The organism is Candidatus Effluviviaceae Genus V sp. (assembly GCA_014728125.1).
Classification (GTDB): Bacteria; Joyebacterota; Joyebacteria; order Joyebacterales; family Joyebacteraceae; genus WJMD01.
The window spans coordinates 1-16,721 of the sequence record WJMD01000079.1 but is presented as its reverse complement, the minus strand read 5'-3'; the positions used below and the strand labels follow the sequence as shown (position 1 = coordinate 16,721).

The window sequence follows — 16,721 nt, the reverse complement described above, 5'->3', positions numbered from 1 at the left end:
CTCGGATGCCGTCCCGTTGCTTCTGCCAACGACCTCGAGCGAGTCGCCCGTCCCCGGCAGGAGCTCGCGGACCTGGTCGTCCAGACCGAGGGCGGCTCCGGCCCTCGTGAGCGATGCCGTGAGTCCGTCCGGCGGAGAGCAGCTCTGTCCGAACACGTCCCGGTACGCGCGGACGGCGGCCTTGTAATCGACGAAGGCGTCGTTCAGACGACCCGTCGATTCATAGATGAGGCCGGAGAGATAGCGGATGAACCCGTCGTCCTGGAAGCGCTCCGCGTCATCCTCGTAGCGGGCGTCGAGCCTTCGGAACGCGAGATCGAGGCGCCGGCACTCGACGAGGGCCGCCTCGGGGTCGTCGAGGGCGAGGTAGTTGAGGGCCATGTAGTAGTGAAGATACGCGCGTTCGTAGTCCTCGCCCGGGTAGGCCTTGATCGCCTCGTTGAGGGTGTAGTCTGCGAGCGTCGCGGTGACGCTCACCGGCTCGAGCGCGTCGCCGATCGCCACGGCCCGCTCGAACTCGGCGTTGCTGGCCTCGTAGTCGCCGGCCAGATGGAGAAGATGTCCCCGCTGGGCGTGGTAGAGGAACCTGTCCCGGTCGGAGTCGGCGAGCTTCGTCTCGTCGAGCGACGAGACCGCGGCAGCGAAGTCTCCCGAGGACGCCTTCTCCAGCGGGTCGCAGATGACGCGTGCGTGCTGGGCGCAGCCGCAGGCGACCGCGGCGAGGAGGAGCGCGAGGACGGCTCGGAGGCCGCGCCCCGCGCTTCTCCGGCGTCTCGTTTCTTCCAGGTCGGCCCTAGAAGCGGATGTTCGATCCGGAAACGAGGTGCTTCCGCTTCGCGGTGCCATACCAGACCTTCTCCCATGTCCGGAGATCGATCAGGTTGAGGTCGACCTGATAGAAGACGATGGCGTCCCGGTCGGCCTGATCGACGATCTGCGATACGGTACCCATCATCATGAAGTCCGCGCCCGTGACGCCCTCGTCGACGTCGGGTGCCACGCCTCCGCCGCGGGCCATGTCGCGCTGGAAGTCGACCTCCTCCATGAGCGACGCGCGGACCGACTCGTCGGCGACGAACCGGATCTTCCCGGAGTTGATGAGGACGCGCTGGAGCTCGTTCATGAAGACGTCGACGTTGAGATGCTCGTTCGTCTCGTTGACGATCTGTCCGATGACGACGCGGGGCTTGTCGCCGTGCGCCATGTGGAACTCCTCCCGCCAGACGCCGTCGAGCGCCTGCGGGATCAGCTCGTCGGCGACCGCCTGCGCGTCGGAGTCGTTCCATCGGCCGCTGATATACCCCTCCGTGGTCGGATCGACGTTCTCGACCTTCGTCCCGCCGCATCCGGCGATGAGCGCACAGAGCGACGCGGCGATCACAAGGCGGATCCACACTCGGTTCATCGTCGTTCTCCCTCTGTCTTCGGGCCCTCCTGACAATGTCCCTAACGAGCGAGACTGACGCTCAGAGTCGAGACCGCATTCACCGCTCGCCCGACGCGTCACAATACCCATGCCGCGTCCCGGTGTGCAAGCCGGTTCTGGTCCGTGGGCCCTCGTCGCTGAGGTCGCCGACGGCTCCGCCACCGGCGGGACTGGCCTCGGGACGGGAACTGTGCTTCAATCGACCGACCGGGCACATCGCGGCCGGGTTCCGAAGGAGAGAGGATGGACACACGCACCCTTCTGGATGCGTTGAGGAGACCGTTCGTCGTGCTGGGGGTCGGCAACGACCTGCGCGGCGACGACGCCGCGGGCTCCCTCGTGGCCCGCGCGCTCATCGAGCGGTGCCCGGACCGGGCGTTCGACGGGGGACAGGCCCCCGAGAACTACCTGGGACCGCTCCGCCGTGCCGGCGCGGAGACGGTGCTCCTGGTCGACGCGGCCGATTTCGGCGGCGCGCCCGGCGAGATCCGGTTCCTGAACCCGGACGACGTAGAGAGCGCCGGGATCGCGACGCACGGCGCGCCGCTCGGGATGCTGATGCGGGCCCTCTCGGACGAGCTCGGTGTCGCGACGATGCTTCTGGCGGTGCAGGCCGGGCAGACCCGGCTGGGCGCGCCGATGTCGGACGAGGTTCGCGCCGCGTGCGATGAGATCATCGAGGGTCTGAGCCGCGCGCTGGACGCGCGGAGCGACCCGACACCCTAGGGAGACCGACGTGAGACATGGCAGCTGGACCGGAGTTCTGACCGGCACTCTTCTGGTCGCGTCGATGCTGGCGCTGTCGTCGTGCTCGAGTGTCGAGGAACCGAAGATGACCATCCGCGACATCGACTTCGAGGGCATCTCGAGCGACGGCCTCGAGTTCGTCCTGCTTGTCGAGGTATCGAACCCGAACTCGTTCGGTGCGGAGATCGACTACGTCGAGTACACGGTGGACGTCGACCGGCGCGAGGTCGCTCGGGGCCGCCGGATGGAAGACGTCGCCGTCGGCGCCGGCGCGACCGTCGACGTGGAGGTTCCGTTCGCCGTCCGCTGGGAGAGCTTCGGCGACGCCCTCGAGGGCCTGTTCGACGGCCGGGAGCACCAGTGGGACTTCGAAGGAGAGGTCCGCATCCGGAAGGGCGCCCTCAGGAGGACCTTCTCGTTCCGCGAGGGCGGTACGTTCGAGTCGCCGGACATCGGCGATGTTCGGATAGAGATTGACACCGGAGCGCTCTAGCGTCCGGCAGCGCGGGAGGACACCATCAGGCGACGCTATGTACCCAAGCAGGAACGGGCCATCCTCATCGGGGTGAGCCTGCCCGAGACGACGGTCGAGGCCGAGGAGGACTCGCTCGACGAGCTGGCTCAGCTCGCCCGGACGGCGGGCGCATCCGTCGTCGACAGGTTCGTCCAGAACCGGACGCGCATCGACGGAAAGACGTACATCGGCAGCGGCATGGTCGAGCGCGTCGTCCAGGCGGCGGAGTTCCACGGAGCCAACCTTCTCATTTTCGATGATGATCTGAGACCGGCGCAGGCGCGGGAGATCGAGAAGGCCACCGACCTGAAGGTCATCGACCGCACGGAGCTCATTCTGGACATCTTCGCCAGGCGCGCGCGGTCCAGGGTGGCGAGGGCCCAGGTCGAACTCGCGCAGCTCGAGTACGAGCTTCCGAGGCTCAGGCGGCTGTGGGACCATCTGGAGCGGCTGGGGGGCGGCATCGGCACGAGGGGCCCGGGCGAGACGCAGCTCGAGTCCGACCGGCGACTGGTCCGAACACGGATCCAGATGCTCAAGAAGGTCCTCGCCCGTGTCGAGAAGGACCGGATCGAACAGAGGAAGCAGCGGCGGAGGGAGACCCGCGTTGCGCTCGTCGGCTACACGAACGCCGGCAAGTCGACGCTGATGAACGCGCTGACCGGCGCAGAGGTCTTCACCGAGGACCTGCTGTTCGCGACGCTCGACCCGACGACGCGACGTCTCGAGCTGCCCGGCGGGCACGCCGCGCTTCTCACCGACACGGTCGGACTCATCAAGAAGCTGCCGCACCACCTGGTCGTCAGTTTCCACGCGACGCTCGAGGAGGTCGTCGAGGCGGACATGCTGCTGCATGTCGTAGACGTGTCGCGGCCTGACGCGGAGCGGTACCTGGAGATGGCGAACGGGGTGCTCGAGGAACTCGGCGTCGACGAGCAGCCGACCCGTCTCGTCTTCAACAAGATCGACCGCGTGACCGACGAGAACGCTCTGACGCGCCTCGAGCGCGTCTATCCGGGCGCGATCTTCACGAGCGCGACCGACGGGACGGGACTCGACCAGGTGTTGAGCGCGGTCACGGCGTTCGTCGAGAGCCGGGAGGTCGTCGTCGAGGCGTCGGTCCCCGTGACCGACGGACGCGGCATCGCACGCATATACGAGGCGGGCGAGGTGCTCTCGCGGTCCTTCAACGACGAGACGGCGACTCTCCGGGTCCGCCTGGCGCGTCCCGACGTGGAGCGCCTGCGCGGCGAGGGCATAGAGATCAGCGAGATCGAGTGAGCCTTCCTACGGGGACCGGCAGGAGAGAGCGATGGGTTTCGAGGACATCCAGGATCCCGGGAAGCTGCTGGAGGCGGCCGAGCGACGACCGGCGGTCCTGAGGAACCGGAACTTCCTCCTGCTCTGGATCGGCCAGCTCGTTTCCCAGGTCGGCGACCGCATTCACGCCATCGCCCTCATGTGGTGGGTTCTCGAGACGACCGGCTCGGCGGCCCTCATGGGCACCGTGCTCATCTTCGCGACGATTCCCTCGGTGGTCTTCGGCCCGTTCGCCGGAGGATACGTCGATCGGTGGAACAGGAAGGTCGTCATCGTCGCGATGGACTTCGTCCGTGGGGCGATCATCCTCGGCATCGCGGTCATGGCCATCCGGGGCACGCTCGAGGTCTGGCAGATCCTCGTGGCCACGGCCGGCGTATCCCTGGCGTCGGTCCTCTTCGGCCCGGCGGTCAACGCGACGATCCCCAATCTCGTCCGTCCCAGTGAGATCACCCGCGCGAACTCCCTGTCGCAGATGGTCACACAGGGGACCGGGATCGCCGGCCCGGCCCTAGGAGGCGTGCTCGTCGCCGTCTGGGGCGTGGGCGGCGTCTTCCTTCTGAACGGCTTCTCGTATGTCGCCTCCGCGCTCTCCGAGCTCTTCATCCAGGTACCTGAGACGGTCAGGAAGGAGCAGGGACGCAGGCGGATCCTCTCCGACGTCGTCGACGGCTACCGTTTCGTCCGGGAGAACGCGACGATCTTCGGCTTCCTTCGTATCGCGGCCATCCTGAACTTCTTCACGGCGCCGTTCGCCATACTCCTCCCGCTCATCACGAAGGAGGTGCTGGGGCGTGGAGCTGAGTCTCTCGGCGTCATGACGGCGGCTTTCTCCGTCGGATTCCTCCTGGCCTCCGCCGTGCTGGCGGTCCTCAAGGAACGCAGACGGAAGCACCCGTGGATCATCCTCGGCATCGCGCTGGCCGGTGTCGCGATGGTCCTGATGGGCGTCTTCATCGACTTCACGTCGTATCTCGCGCTCATCGGCACGGTCGGCGTCACGCTGGGTGTCGCCAACATCCTGATCATGTCGTACATCCAGGGTGTGGTCCCGGACGACAAGCGGGGGAGGGTCTTCGGCTTCATGATGACGCTCTCCGGCGGGCTCCAGCCGCTCGCGTTCGCCGTCTTCGGACTCGTGGCCGATCACGTCCCGATTCCCTACATTCTCTGGACCGCCGGCGCCGCCCTGTTCATCGGCGGCCTGTCGCTCTACGCTGTTCCCGGCATGCGGGAGATCTAGCAGCCGGTTCCGTTCGTCCGTGCCCGTTCGGCACCGGCGCCACCCGCCTCGGGGTTTACACCGGCCTCGGGGGCATGGTACCCTCGGATGTTCGAACGGCCCGGACGATGGGCCGTTCCCGTACGCACCGGGCCCCCCGGGAACGGGGGCCCGACCAATGTGAACAGGCATTCATTGCAGCGGCAGGGGCACGACGACGCGACAGGAGGCTAGGGACGCATGGCGATTCGGAACTCGAAGACGGGGAAGATCCGCAGGGCGTACACGGTCGAGGAGCTGACCGAGGCCGCGAATCTCATGCGCGGCTACAACCTCGTTTCGCTGGCCGCGGCCGGCTCGGGACACTCGGGCGGCACGCTGTCGATCATGGACATCACGGCGGCGCTCTACCTTCATGTCGCCGATCACGATCCGGAGAAGCCCGAGTGGGGTGACCGCGACCGCATCTACTGGTCGGCGGGCCACAAGGCACCCTCGCTCTACATCGGTCTCGGGATGGCGGGGTTCTTCGACGTCGAGGACGTCGTGAGACTCAGGAAGCTCTACGCTCCGTACCAGGGCCATCCGCACTGGCTGAAGCTCAAGGGCGTCGAGGCCTCCACGGGCTCGCTCGGACAGGGACTCTCGCTCGCCGTCGGCAGCGCCATCGCCGGGCGGCTCGACGACAAGGACTATCGCGTCTACTGCCTGATGGGTGACGGAGAGCAGCAGGAGGGCCAGATCTGGGAGGCCGCGATGGAGGCCGGGCACTACGGCCTCGATAACCTCTGCGGCATCATCGACAAGAACAGGCTCCAGATCGACGGATGGGTCGACGACGTGATGAGGGTCGACCCGCTCGTTGACAAGTACCGCTCGTTCCACTGGGAGGTGCTCGAGATCGACGGCCACAACATGGCCGAGATCGTGAACGCCTTCGAGGAGGCGAAGGGCATCAAGGGTAAGCCGACCCTCATCCTCGCCAACACGACCAAGGGCAAGGGCGTCGACTTCATGGAGGACGTCGCCGGCTGGCACGGCAAGCCCCCGAGCATGGACCAGATGTGGAACGCTCTGGAGCAGCTCGGGCTGGAGAAGAAGATCCCTGTCAAGCGCATGCTCTCGAAGGCGGAGCGGCACCAGAAGAAGGCCGAGAAGCAGCTCGAGGCCAAGCAGCCGTCCTTTTCTCAGAACTACTTCTGGAACGAGACGAAGCGGATGCAGGTCGACATGGACCCGACGCGCAAGGGGTTCGGCCGCGCGCTCGCCGACCGCGGCGACGACGAGCGGGTCGTCTGTCTCGGCGCCGACATCTCGGGTTCGATCACGATCAGCCAGTTCTACGAGAACCACCCCGAGCGCGAGGATCGATGGTTCTCCATGGGCATCTCCGAGCAGTCGGGCACGGCCGTCGCGGCGGGTCTGGCCAGAGAGGGCAAGCTGCCGGTGTTCGGGACCTACGGTGTCTTCGCGTCGGGCCGGAATCTCGACCAGCTCCGGACGACCGTCTGCTACGGCGAGTTCAACGTGATGATCGCAGGAGCGCACGGCGGCGTCTCCGTCGGCCCCGACGGCGCCACGCACCAGGCGCTCGAGGAGCTCTTCCAGATGTGCGGCCTCCCGAACATGAACGTGGAGGTCCCGTGCGACGCGGTCGAGACGAAGCGGGCCACGGAGCACCTGCTCTTCAAGGTCAAGGGACCGAAGTACGTCCGGTTCGCCCGCGAGGCGACGCCTGTCGTCACGGACATGGACACCCCGTACAAGTGGGGTCGGGCCAACGTCATCCGGTTCCGCGGAGAGAGGAAGAACTTCAAGGACGCGTTCGAGCACACGCTGGCAACGAAGTACAAGAACGAGGGCGAGGATATCGCGATCGTCGCCTGCGGGCCGTCCGTCCCCGAGGCGATGCGTGCCGCGTGGATCCTCAAGAACGAGTACGACATCGAGACGCGCGTGCTGAACGTCCACACGGTCAAGCCCCTCGACGAGAAGAGCATCGAGCGTGCGGCCGTCGACACGGGCGTCGTCGTCTCCGCCGAGGAACACCAGGTCGGCGGCTTCGGCAACAAGGTGGCCGCCGTCGTTGCGCAGTCCGAGAAGGCCTACGGCAAGCCCATCATCATGGGCATGGTCGGCGTCAAGGACCGCTTCGGTGAGTCCGGGAAGCCGTGGGAGCTCGTGAAGGAGTTCGAGGTCTCCGCTGAGCACATCGCCGTGGAAGCCAAGCGGCTCTACGATCTCAAGGTCGACCGCCTCATGAGCGCGGCCGAGAAGGCGGAGAAGGCCGCTCGGAAGGTCGAGCGGGAGATCGAGCGGGCGGCGAAGAAGGCTGCGAGGGAGGCCGCTGCCGGCGCGAAGAAGACGGTCGGGAAGGCGACGAAGAAGAAGACGGCGAAGAAGGCTGCGAAGAAGAAGTCGGCGCCGAAGCGGAAGACGGCGAAGAAGGCTGCGAAGACGAGGTCGGCGCCGAAGCGGAAGACGGCGAAGAAGGCTGCGAAGAAGAAGTCGGCGCCGAAGCGGAAGACGGCGAAGAAGGCTGCGAAGAAGAAGTCGGCGCCGAAGCGGAAGACGGCGAAGAAGACGACCAGAAAGAAGGCGACGAGGTCGCGGAGCCGCAGAAAGAAGTAGCAGCGCGCTCAGCGCCGCACCGAGACGCAGCGACGGGCCGCCCCCCCGGGGGCGGCCCGTTCGTGTTCCGGGACCTCACGTTCAGGAGGAGCGGACGTGCGCCTCGAAGGCAGCCGCCATGTCGGCCACGAGAGCCACCAGCGCATCGCGGTCGTCGCCCTTTGTGTAGGCCAGCTTCACCTCTGCGAACCGCCCGCTCCGGCGGTCCTTCGTCGATGCGACGGGCTCTATGGACGTCAGGGCCGGCGGGTCCGATGGGTCGTACCAGGGGCCTGCGCCCGGCCCCAGCCTGAGATGAAAGGTCTCCCGGTAGACGCGAAACGCAGCCACCTGCTCGCCGCCGTACGCGAACGAGACGCTGGCGGTCCCGGTCGTCAGATGCTCCTCCGAGAGCCCCATGTGTTCGACGAGCGCATCGATCGCGGCCCGGAAGGCGTTTCTGAGCTCGAATGACCGCAGGAGGTCCTCGACCGGTCCGATGGCGTTGTAGAGCCGTCTGGTCGAGTCGGGGACCATGGTGCGGTGAACGAAGTCCCGGACGTTCTCGGGCAGGACCGCGCGGGGAGATGACTCGACGAGTTTCTCCACGATCGCGTCGGCCACGTCGCTGCCGGACCTGCGGACGACGCGCTGCATGTGCTCCTCGAAGCCCTCTCCCTCGTCAGGGAAGCCCCTGGCGCCCTCCTCGTAGACGACGCAGCGACCGGGGGGCTCCAGATCGAACCCTGCGTCGCGGACGATCTCCGCCGGGCCGTGGGGGAGCATCGCGCTCGCGTCGGGCTGCCCGGCGGCCTCGGCTGTCGCCAGGATGTCACCGGCGAGCGCGCGGATGTGTGCTTCCGAACCGTCGACGAACCCCAGGCAGATGTCCTTGTCCACGTGGGCCTCGTCCCACATGGCGGCGGCCTTCAGCGAGCCTCTGCGCGTGATGATCAGCACACGGCCCTTCTCGACAAGCTCCTTCACGAGCGACCGCGTGAGGGAGCGGAAGCGCCATCCCGTTGCGAAGAGGCCGCTGGTCGACGCGAGGCTCAGGGACTCCAGGGCGAACCGGTAGACGCGGTCGACGTCGGAGAGCTCCGCGACGCGGCCGGCGGGTCGCTGGCGCTTCGCGGCGCCCCACAGCCAGAGAGCCCTTCCGACCTGCCAGAACCCGCGGTGCTCCGCCAGACGGCGGGAGGCCTCGTTGCCGGCGCCCGTCGAGTACCGGATGGTCTTCGGGTTGAGCTTCTGCGCCTCGCGGTAGGAGACCCTGTTGATCTGGGAGGAAAGACCCTGCCCCTGCAGGTCGGGGTGAAGTCTCAATCCCTCCAGCCAGACCTCTCCGGGCGCGAGGAGCGTCACCTTTGACATCCCGACGGGTCGACCCTTGTGGAGCACGGTGAGCAGCACACCCTCCTCGTCCTCCAGCCAGTGGTCCCAGACGAGCGGCAGATAGTCGTCGCCGCCCCAGATGTGCTTCGACAGCTCGAGGATCGCCCCGCGGTCCTCCGGTCGGGCGCGCCGGACCTTCAGTCTCGGCTTCTTCCTGCCGCGCTTCGCCACGTCGTGTCAGTCCTCTCTCATCTCGTCGATCGCCCGCGTGACCTCCTGCGCATGTCCCTTGACCGTGACCTTCGGCCAGACGCGCCGGACGACGCCCTTGCGATCGACGAGGAATGTGGCACGTTCCGCCGTCCTGCCGTTGGGCTTCAGGACACCGTACGCGGCCGCAATCGAACCGTCCGTGTCGGCGAGCAGCGGGAAGTTGAGCTCCTGGTTGGCCGCGAAGCGCCTGTGCGACCCCTCGCTGTTGGTGCTGACCCCGACGATCTCCGCGCCCCTCGACCGAATCTCCACGGCGGCGTCTCTGAAGGCCCGGGCCTCCCGCGTACAGCCCGGCGTGTTGTCCCTCGGATAGAAGTAGAGCACGACGTCACCCTTCCCGATGAAATCTGCCAGGGAGACGGTGTCGCCGTCCCCGGTCGGCGCCGAGAACTCCGGCGCCCCGTCACCCGGCTTCAGTGATGTAGGCATCTCGGCCTCCGGTGTATCGGAAAGCGTCCGCCGGGGCTCGACGGACGTGATCGGATTGCTGAGCCGCTCGACAGCCCGGCTCCCGGGCGTACGCGTTCGCCCGGTGACCTGACGCTCTGGCCGCGCCCGACCACCCACGGAGCCGACGAGACGGTCTTCGTACGGGGTTCGTCCATTGTACCGTGGCCCGCTGGTTCGTGGCAAGTACCGGCCGCAGAGGCGGGCTTCAGGAGGGGCCTCGAGTCCGTCCGTCGGGGCTTCGAAACCGGCTGCCCACGCGCCGCTCAAGACGGCGCATCGACCGGTTCCGCCGCCTGTTGGCCTCTGCCGTGTCGAGCGGGATCTCGAAGATGACCGCGGTCTCCTCGAGTTCGCTTCTGCGGACGAGCTCCCGCAGGCCGCGCCTGCCCATGCGGCCCTCAGTCCAGAGGGCGTGACGGTCGACCCGCGAGCCCAGCTCGGCATGTGAGTCGTTCCCGTGGATCGCGAGGAGCCTCTCGAGCCCGGGGCCGCGATCCACGGCCTCGAGGAGCCTCGACCACGCGTCGGTCTTTCTCAGGTCGTGGCCCATGGCCCACAGGTGGGCCGTGTCCAGCAGGAACCCGATGCGATCTGCGGGAAAGGGGGAAACGAGGGCGTCGAGTTCATCGACCGTGGTACCGATCTCCGTTCCCTTGCCGGCCCCGTTCTCGACGGCGAGAACGGCGCTCGCCGGGCCCTTCTCGAGGGCTCTGCCGATCATCCGAACGGCCCGCTCCGTGCCACGGGCCGAGCCGTCGCCCATGTGGTTTCCGGCGTGGATGACGAAGAAGCCGGCGGAGAGCGCCACTGTCCGCTCCAGCCCGTCCACGATGGCGCGAAGAGAACGCGCCCGCAGCTTGCGCGAGGGGCCCGCAGCGTTTATGAGGTAGGGTGAATGAACGACAACCGGCCGAACGCCGGCGCCGTCCAGGGTCGAGATGAACGCATCCCTGTCCTCGCTGTCGAGGCGGCCCGTTCGCCAGCCCATCGGGTTGCCGGAGAAGACCTGGATGGCCTCGCAGCCGCACTCCACGGCGTACCGCGCGGTGGCCTGAAGCGTCCGCTGTCTGGGAACATGAATGCCGAATCGCATTGAACCGCTCCTCATAATCGTCGGACAGAGTCTAGCATGGGCGGTTCAGCGTTGCGAGGGACCTTGCTAAGTGGTATAATCTATCATAGGTTACGGCGAATACGTCGCGGAGCGGACACTCGCCGTAAACAGTGACGGACTCGCTTATCCAACGACGAGGGTCCTCTTGAACGGATGATAGTGATGACGGGGACCGCGCAGGGTCCCCGGAGGCAGCTCGGGCCGAGCCGTCACCGGCTTCGTCCGGCGATACACGGGGAGGAAGAGACATGAGCGTGACCGCCCGCATGGCATCGGTGGCCCTCGTGGTCCTCGGTGTGTGCTTCGCAGGCGTCGCCGGTGCAGGCGTCGTCACCTATCGATACGACTTCGCCGAGCCCGTGATCGAATACGACGGCGAATACCACAATGTCACGATGCGCGGCGCGTGGAGCCACGGCGAGCCCGGACAGCCGGTGCTTCCGATGAAGGGCGCACGGCTGCTGCTGCCGCCGGGTGAGACGGTCTCGGAGATCACGATCAGCCCCGGCCAACGCATCGTCCTCGGCGACGGCTACACGGTCCGACCCGGACAGCGGCAGTATCCGCTGTCGCACGAGGGGCCGGTCGAGATGGTGCCCGCCGACTACGCCGGCCGAGGCGTGCTGCCGGACGCTCTCCACGGTGAGCCGGTCGTCGGTTCGTACCGGGGCTACTCGATCGCCAACGTTCCGCTGCATCCGGTCGAGTTCGACCCAGCCACCGGCGCTGTCGCCTACTACACGAGCTTCGAGGTCACCGTGCGGACCGAGACCACCCGCGCCGGGATCGCCGACGTCGAGCGCATGATCAGGCACGATGACCGCACGCTGTCGGCGCTGGCCCGCATGGTCGACAATGCCTACGAGGCGTCGCAGTACGCCGCAATCGATCCCGCACCTCCCGCGAGCCGCTCGCTCGACCCGGCTCTCGACTATCGCTACATCATCGTCACGACGGACTCGTGGGACGGCTATCTCACGGACTTCGTCGACTACCAGACGGAGCGGGGACTCAAGGCCGGCGTCTTCCTGCGCTCCTGGATCAGCTCCAACTACTCCGGTGCCGACGACCAGGAGAAGATCCGAGAGTTCATCGTCGACGCTTACAACACCTGGCCGGTCGAGTACGTGCTGCTCGTCGGTGACGCCCGAGACGCGAACGGCATCCCGCACCGCGGACTGTACGCGAGCGGCTACGGCGACGTGGATACCGATATCCCGGGCGACTGCTACTACTCGTCGCTCGACGGAAACTGGAACGCGGACGGCGACTCGTACTACGGCGAGGCGGGGTCCGACGATCCGGACTACTACCCGGACCTTGGCATCGGGCGCTTCTGCGTCTCGAACGCGGACGACGTCACGCAGTCGGTAACGAAGGCCATGCGCTACACGGAGCAGCCGGTCGTCGCGGAGTGCGACGAGGCGATCATGGTCGGTGAGCTGCTCTGGTCGAGCCCTCTCACGTACGGCGGAACCTACAAGGACCAGATCAAGGACGGTTCGTCGGCCAACGGCTACACGACGGTCGGCTTCCCCGGCACGATGAACGTCGGCACGCTCTACGACCGCGACTACACGTGGTCGGACACCGAGCTCATCAACACGCTCGAGAGCGGCATGAACATCGTGAACCACCTCGGGCACTGCAACACGACCTACTCGATGAAGCTCGTAAACTCGGACATCCCGTCGTTCGACAATGACGGAACGGTCCACTCGTACAACTTCGTCTACAGCCAGGGCTGTTACTGCGGCTCGTTCGACGACCGTACGACGAGCCCTGGGAGCTACACCGACGACTGCTTCGCCGAGCTCTTCGCCACGGACGACGACGGCGCCGTCGCGACGATCATGAACAGCCGGTACGGCTGGGGCGACCCGGGCGGCACCGACGGCTCGTCGCAGTACTTCGACCGCGAGTTCTTCGACGCGATGTTCGCCGAGGGCATCTACTCGATTGCCGACGCCAACGACGACTCGAAGGTCGACGTCATCTGGGCGATCAACTACGGCGCCAACCGCTGGTGTCACTACCAGCTGAACGTGTTCGGCGATCCGGCTCTCCACCTGTGGACGGCCGAGCCGACGACGATGACGATCTCGGGTGCCGACTCGGTCTTCGTCGGACAGCCCGATGTCACGTTCACGGTGACTGACGCCTCGAGAGCCCCGGTCGCGGGTGCCCGCGTGGTCACCTACGCGGACGACCACACCATGTACGACTCGGGTATCACCGATGCGCTCGGCATGGTCACGTTGTCGCCCGATCTGTCCGGAACGGGCATGCTGAACATCAAGGCCACCGCGCACGATCGGCTCGACGAGACGGTCACGATTCCCGTGATGCCCGCCTCCGGTCCCTACGTGGCCTACGACTCGCACACGATCGATGACGACACGCTGGACGAGAGCAACGGCAACGACAACGGCGCTGCCAACGCCGGCGAGACCCTCGAGCTGTTCGTCACACTGACGAACTACGGCGTCGACCCCGCCACGGGCGTGGTCGCGACGCTCTCGACCGGTTCCGGTCGCGTGACGCTGCTGGACGACACCGAGACCTACGGAGACATAGGCGCCGGCAGCTCGGTGACAGGTCCCGACGGCTTCGTCGTCGAGATCGACCCGACAACACCCGACGGTGAGACGATCATGTTCGATCTTGTGATCACCGACGGCAACCGCGCGACGTGGGGGTCCTCGTTCGCGGTGCCCATCGCCGCGCCCGAGCTCGCCTTCGTCTCGTCCGACGCCGACGACCCACTGTATGGTGGGAACGGCAACGGCTGCATGGAGGCAGGTGAGACGATCGATCTGTCCGTCGTGATGACGAACGACGGCAGCGCGACGGCCACCGGACTGACCGGCACGCTCACGTCGAGCGATCCGTACGTACAGATCAACGAGGCGACCGCGAACGTGCCGTTCATCACGAGCGGATCGAGCGGGACGTTCAGCGGCTTCTCCATCACGCTGCTGCCCGACTGCCCGGGCGACTACGAGGTGTCGTTCGACGTCGACGTCACCGGCAACTGGGGCTACGCGACATCTGCGCAGTTCACGCTGCGCACGGCCACAGCGAGCTTCGCGGACGACTTTGAGAGCGGCCCGGGCGACTGGACGCACTCGAACATCTCCGGCGGCTTCACGGACGACTGGCACATGGAGACCTACCGTTCGCACTCGGCCTCCACCAGCTGGAAGTTCGGCGGCGCCGGGTCGGGCAACTACTCCGACTCCGCCGACGGCGGCCTCGTCACGAAGCCGATGTGCATCGGGGCTGACGGCGAGATGACGTTCTGGCACTGGCTCGATGCCGAGGAGGAGTCCTCGACGTCGGCCTGGGACTGCTGCCTGGTCGAGATCTCGACGGACGGCGGCACGACGTGGAGCACGCTGACACCCGACGGCGGATACTCACACACGAAGAACTCGAACCCGGCAAACCCTCTGCCGGAGGGCACGCCCTGCTGGTCCGGGTACTTCACGTGGCGCCAGGAGACCTTCGATCTCTCCTCGTACGAGGGTGAGACGATCCAGGTTCGTTTCCGGTTCGCCTCCGACGGCTACGTCACGGAGGAGGGCTGGTACGTCGACGACGTCAACATCGTGACCACGTCGACGACGGGCATCGAGGGCGGCGAGATCACTCCGGTCGCCTTCGAGCTCAGGCAGAACGCTCCGAACCCGTTCAACCCGACGACGGTGATCCGGTACTCGCTTCCGGAGCAGGCGAAGGTCACGGTCGAGGTCTACAACATCGCCGGCCGCAAGGTCCGGACGCTTGTTGACGAGGAGCAGGAGGCCGGGCTCCGTTCGGTCACGTGGGACGGCACCGACGACGCGGGCCGCTCCGTGGCGAGCGGCGTCTACCTCTACCGCATCGACGCCGGCGAGCACTCGGCGAAGCGGCGGATGGTCCTCCTGAAGTAGTCGCTTCTCATCGAGGGGCGGAGGGGTGTAAGCTCGACCGCATACCCTCCGCCCCTTTTCTTTGTCGGTCCGCCGGGCGGACCGGCTCCGTGTGGGAGAGCCATGGTCACCCGTGTCAAGGGGCTCGCGTATCCGAAGCATGTGACCGAGGATGCCGAGAAGCTGGCGCGCGCCCTGAACGACGCATTCGGTGTACACCTGTTCCTCGACTACGGAGGAACGCTGGTGGAGCCCGGCGTGGGACAGCGCGAGCGTCCGGCGGCTCACATCCGGCGCAAGCTGGCGCGGTTGTGCCGCTCCGACGCGTTCTCGGTGTACGTGATGAGCTCACGGAGCGTTCACGAGCTCCGGGAGGTTATCGGTGTCCCGGGACTCGGGCTGATCGGTCAGGGCGGCCTCGAGATCTGGGAGGACGGCGGGCCGCTGGAGCACCCGGTCGATATCAGGCATGTCGACCGGCTGCTTCACCATCTGGAGCTGGATGCCCACAGATGCCTCGGGGACATGGATGGCGTGACGGTCGAGAACAGCGGGTTCAGTCTCAGACTGGACACGACCTCGTCGGAACGGGCCGTCGCGCGAGAGGCGACGCACTGCTTCGAGACCCTCGTTCGGGCTCTCGATACGTCGAACCATCTGGAGGTGTTCTACGGGGACGGCGTCATGCAGGCCCGACCCGCCGGGTGGCATAAGGGACACGCGATCGAGCATGTTCTCAGATCGGCCGAGGAGGATACCCTCATCATCTCGATGGGCGACGATGTGACTGACGAGGATGCCTTCGAGGCGGTCGTCTCCTGGGACGGCGGCGGCGAGGATGTCACCCCGTGGTACATCCCGCAGGCCGAGGAGCACGAGGAGGAGCCTCCCGGCGCCTTCGGAATCCTCGTGTCGGAGCGCCCGCGGCCGAGCCACGCTTCGCTCTACGTCAGGAACCCCCACGAGGTCTACGAGTTCCTCTCGTCGCTCGAGACGATCGCGGCCGGGGCCTTCTAGACGGTCCTCGCCTCACGGCGGCTTCCAGCTAGCGCACCAGCAGCACCGAGCACTCCGCCTCCTGGGCGACGGCCTGGCTGACCGAACCGATCGACCGCAACGCGTCGGTCGTCTTCCCCCTGACGCCCACGACGATCAGATCCGCCTCGATCTCTGACGCGAGGGCGACGATCGCCTCGGCCGGATGCTGACGCTCGACGAGCCGGGTCTCCGGCTCGGCTCCGGCCTCCACCGCGACCCTTCGCGCGTGTTCGAGGATCTTCCTCCCCTCATCGAGAAGAGCCTCCTCGATCTGGTCGGCGAGGTCTGCGCGGTACTGCTCGGGGATGCTGGAGACGTGGCAGAGAGTCACCCCGGCGTCACCGGCCTTCGAGAGCTCGATTCCCGCTTCGACGGCGGCGTCGGCGTGATGCGAGCCGTCGACAGCGATCAGTATCTTCGAGAACATGGGCCTCTCCCGGGAGCCGGGCGGTGCCGGACCCCCGCACTGCGCCGCGCGCTACCCGTCGTTCCGAGCGGGCGGCTCCTCAGGTTGCTCCGACTCTCCAGTGTCCGGCGGCTCTTCCTGCTGCTCCGACCCTGTGGCGTTCGGTGGCTCGTCCCTCGAAAGCGCGACCCGGATCCTGTTGTCCATCGGGGAGCCCTCGCCGAGATAGAGCGTCGTGTGCGGGAACGGGATCTCGATGCCCTTCTCGTCGAACGTGTTCTTGATGCGCCGGCGGAACTCCCGTCCGACGCCCCACTGCTGGAGCGGTTTCGTTGTGAACATGACGCGGATG

At 66.8% G+C, this 16,721-nt stretch carries 12 protein-coding genes and 1 pseudogene; 7 read left to right on the top strand and 6 right to left on the bottom strand.

Annotated elements, in window-relative coordinates; genetic code table 11:
• Both GF405_04355 and GF405_04350 read right to left on the bottom strand, forming a co-directional pair.
• On the bottom strand, positions 1-846 hold an 846-nt coding region (locus GF405_04355; protein MBD3367397.1), incomplete at its 3' end, for a hypothetical protein.
• On the bottom strand, positions 794-1,516 hold the full coding sequence (locus GF405_04350; protein ID MBD3367396.1) for a hypothetical protein: 723 nt from the start codon (positions 1,514-1,516) through the stop codon (positions 794-796). The genes GF405_04350 and GF405_04355, both read right to left, overlap by 53 nt.
• Before the next feature lie 153 nt (positions 1,517-1,669).
• Here GF405_04350 and GF405_04345 point away from each other — a divergent pair, with 153 nt between their 5' ends.
• The 5 genes and pseudogenes from GF405_04345 to GF405_04325 all read left to right on the top strand — a co-directional run bounded on the left by GF405_04345 (position 1,670) and on the right by GF405_04325 (position 7,455).
• On the top strand, positions 1,670-2,152 hold the full coding sequence (locus GF405_04345; protein ID MBD3367395.1) for a hydrogenase maturation protease: 483 nt from the start codon (positions 1,670-1,672) through the stop codon (positions 2,150-2,152).
• 10 nt (positions 2,153-2,162) lie between these two features.
• A complete protein-coding gene (locus GF405_04340) occupies positions 2,163-2,666 on the top strand; it encodes a hypothetical protein (GenBank protein ID MBD3367394.1) in 504 nt (167 codons plus the stop codon).
• Between the two features lie 24 nt (positions 2,667-2,690).
• Positions 2,691-3,968 (top strand): GTPase HflX, encoded by a 1,278-nt coding sequence (hflX, locus tag GF405_04335; GenBank protein MBD3367393.1) that lies wholly within the window; start codon positions 2,691-2,693, stop codon positions 3,966-3,968.
• 31 nt (positions 3,969-3,999) lie between these two features.
• Positions 4,000-5,250 (top strand): MFS transporter, encoded by a 1,251-nt coding sequence (locus GF405_04330; GenBank protein ID MBD3367392.1) that lies wholly within the window; start codon positions 4,000-4,002, stop codon positions 5,248-5,250.
• A 219-nt stretch (positions 5,251-5,469) separates the two neighbouring features.
• A pseudogene (locus tag GF405_04325) lies at positions 5,470-7,455 on the top strand (transketolase).
• A 486-nt stretch (positions 7,456-7,941) separates the two neighbouring features.
• Here GF405_04325 and GF405_04320 read toward each other — a convergent pair.
• The 3 genes from GF405_04320 to GF405_04310 all read right to left on the bottom strand — a co-directional run bounded on the left by GF405_04320 (position 7,942) and on the right by GF405_04310 (position 11,005).
• Complete coding sequence (locus GF405_04320; protein MBD3367391.1) at positions 7,942-9,405, bottom strand: GNAT family N-acetyltransferase; 1,464 nt, start codon at positions 9,403-9,405, stop codon at positions 7,942-7,944.
• Between the two features lie 6 nt (positions 9,406-9,411).
• Positions 9,412-9,876, bottom strand: coding sequence for a redoxin domain-containing protein (locus tag GF405_04315; GenBank protein MBD3367390.1), 465 nt, complete (start codon positions 9,874-9,876; stop codon positions 9,412-9,414).
• A 226-nt stretch (positions 9,877-10,102) separates the two neighbouring features.
• Positions 10,103-11,005 carry a deoxyribonuclease IV gene (locus tag GF405_04310; protein MBD3367389.1) on the bottom strand — a complete coding sequence of 301 codons (903 nt, stop codon included), beginning with the start codon at positions 11,003-11,005 and terminating at the stop codon, positions 10,103-10,105.
• Positions 11,006-11,259: 254 nt separating this feature from the next.
• Between GF405_04310 and GF405_04305 the strand changes: the two genes are divergently transcribed.
• On the top strand, positions 11,260-14,946 hold the full coding sequence (locus GF405_04305; protein ID MBD3367388.1) for a T9SS type A sorting domain-containing protein: 3,687 nt from the start codon (positions 11,260-11,262) through the stop codon (positions 14,944-14,946).
• A gap of 102 nt (positions 14,947-15,048) precedes the next feature.
• The gene (otsB, locus tag GF405_04300; protein ID MBD3367387.1) at positions 15,049-15,942 is read left to right on the top strand and encodes a trehalose-phosphatase; all 894 of its coding nucleotides are present in this window, start codon (positions 15,049-15,051) and stop codon (positions 15,940-15,942) included.
• 28 nt (positions 15,943-15,970) lie between these two features.
• Here the strand turns inward: otsB and GF405_04295 are convergent, their stop codons facing one another.
• Positions 15,971-16,390, bottom strand: coding sequence for a universal stress protein (locus GF405_04295; protein ID MBD3367386.1), 420 nt, complete (start codon positions 16,388-16,390; stop codon positions 15,971-15,973).
• Positions 16,391-16,721: the final 331 nt, after the last annotated feature.

What these genes read in the sequence shown, in the direction of transcription:
- GF405_04310 (MBD3367389.1), bottom strand. Translation starts at nt 11,005, where the DNA reads ATGAGGAGCGGTTCAATGCGATTCGGCATTCATGTTCCCAGACAGCGG.
- otsB (MBD3367387.1), top strand. Translation starts at nt 15,049, where the DNA reads ATGGTCACCCGTGTCAAGGGGCTCGCGTATCCGAAGCATGTGACCGAG.
- GF405_04295 (MBD3367386.1), bottom strand. Translation starts at nt 16,390, where the DNA reads ATGTTCTCGAAGATACTGATCGCTGTCGACGGCTCGCATCACGCCGAC.
- GF405_04350 (MBD3367396.1), bottom strand. Translation starts at nt 1,516, where the DNA reads ATGGGTATTGTGACGCGTCGGGCGAGCGGTGAATGCGGTCTCGACTCT.
- GF405_04305 (MBD3367388.1), top strand. Translation starts at nt 11,260, where the DNA reads ATGAGCGTGACCGCCCGCATGGCATCGGTGGCCCTCGTGGTCCTCGGT.
- GF405_04330 (MBD3367392.1), top strand. Translation starts at nt 4,000, where the DNA reads ATGGGTTTCGAGGACATCCAGGATCCCGGGAAGCTGCTGGAGGCGGCC.
- GF405_04315 (MBD3367390.1), bottom strand. Translation starts at nt 9,876, where the DNA reads ATGCCTACATCACTGAAGCCGGGTGACGGGGCGCCGGAGTTCTCGGCG.
- GF405_04345 (MBD3367395.1), top strand. Translation starts at nt 1,670, where the DNA reads ATGGACACACGCACCCTTCTGGATGCGTTGAGGAGACCGTTCGTCGTG.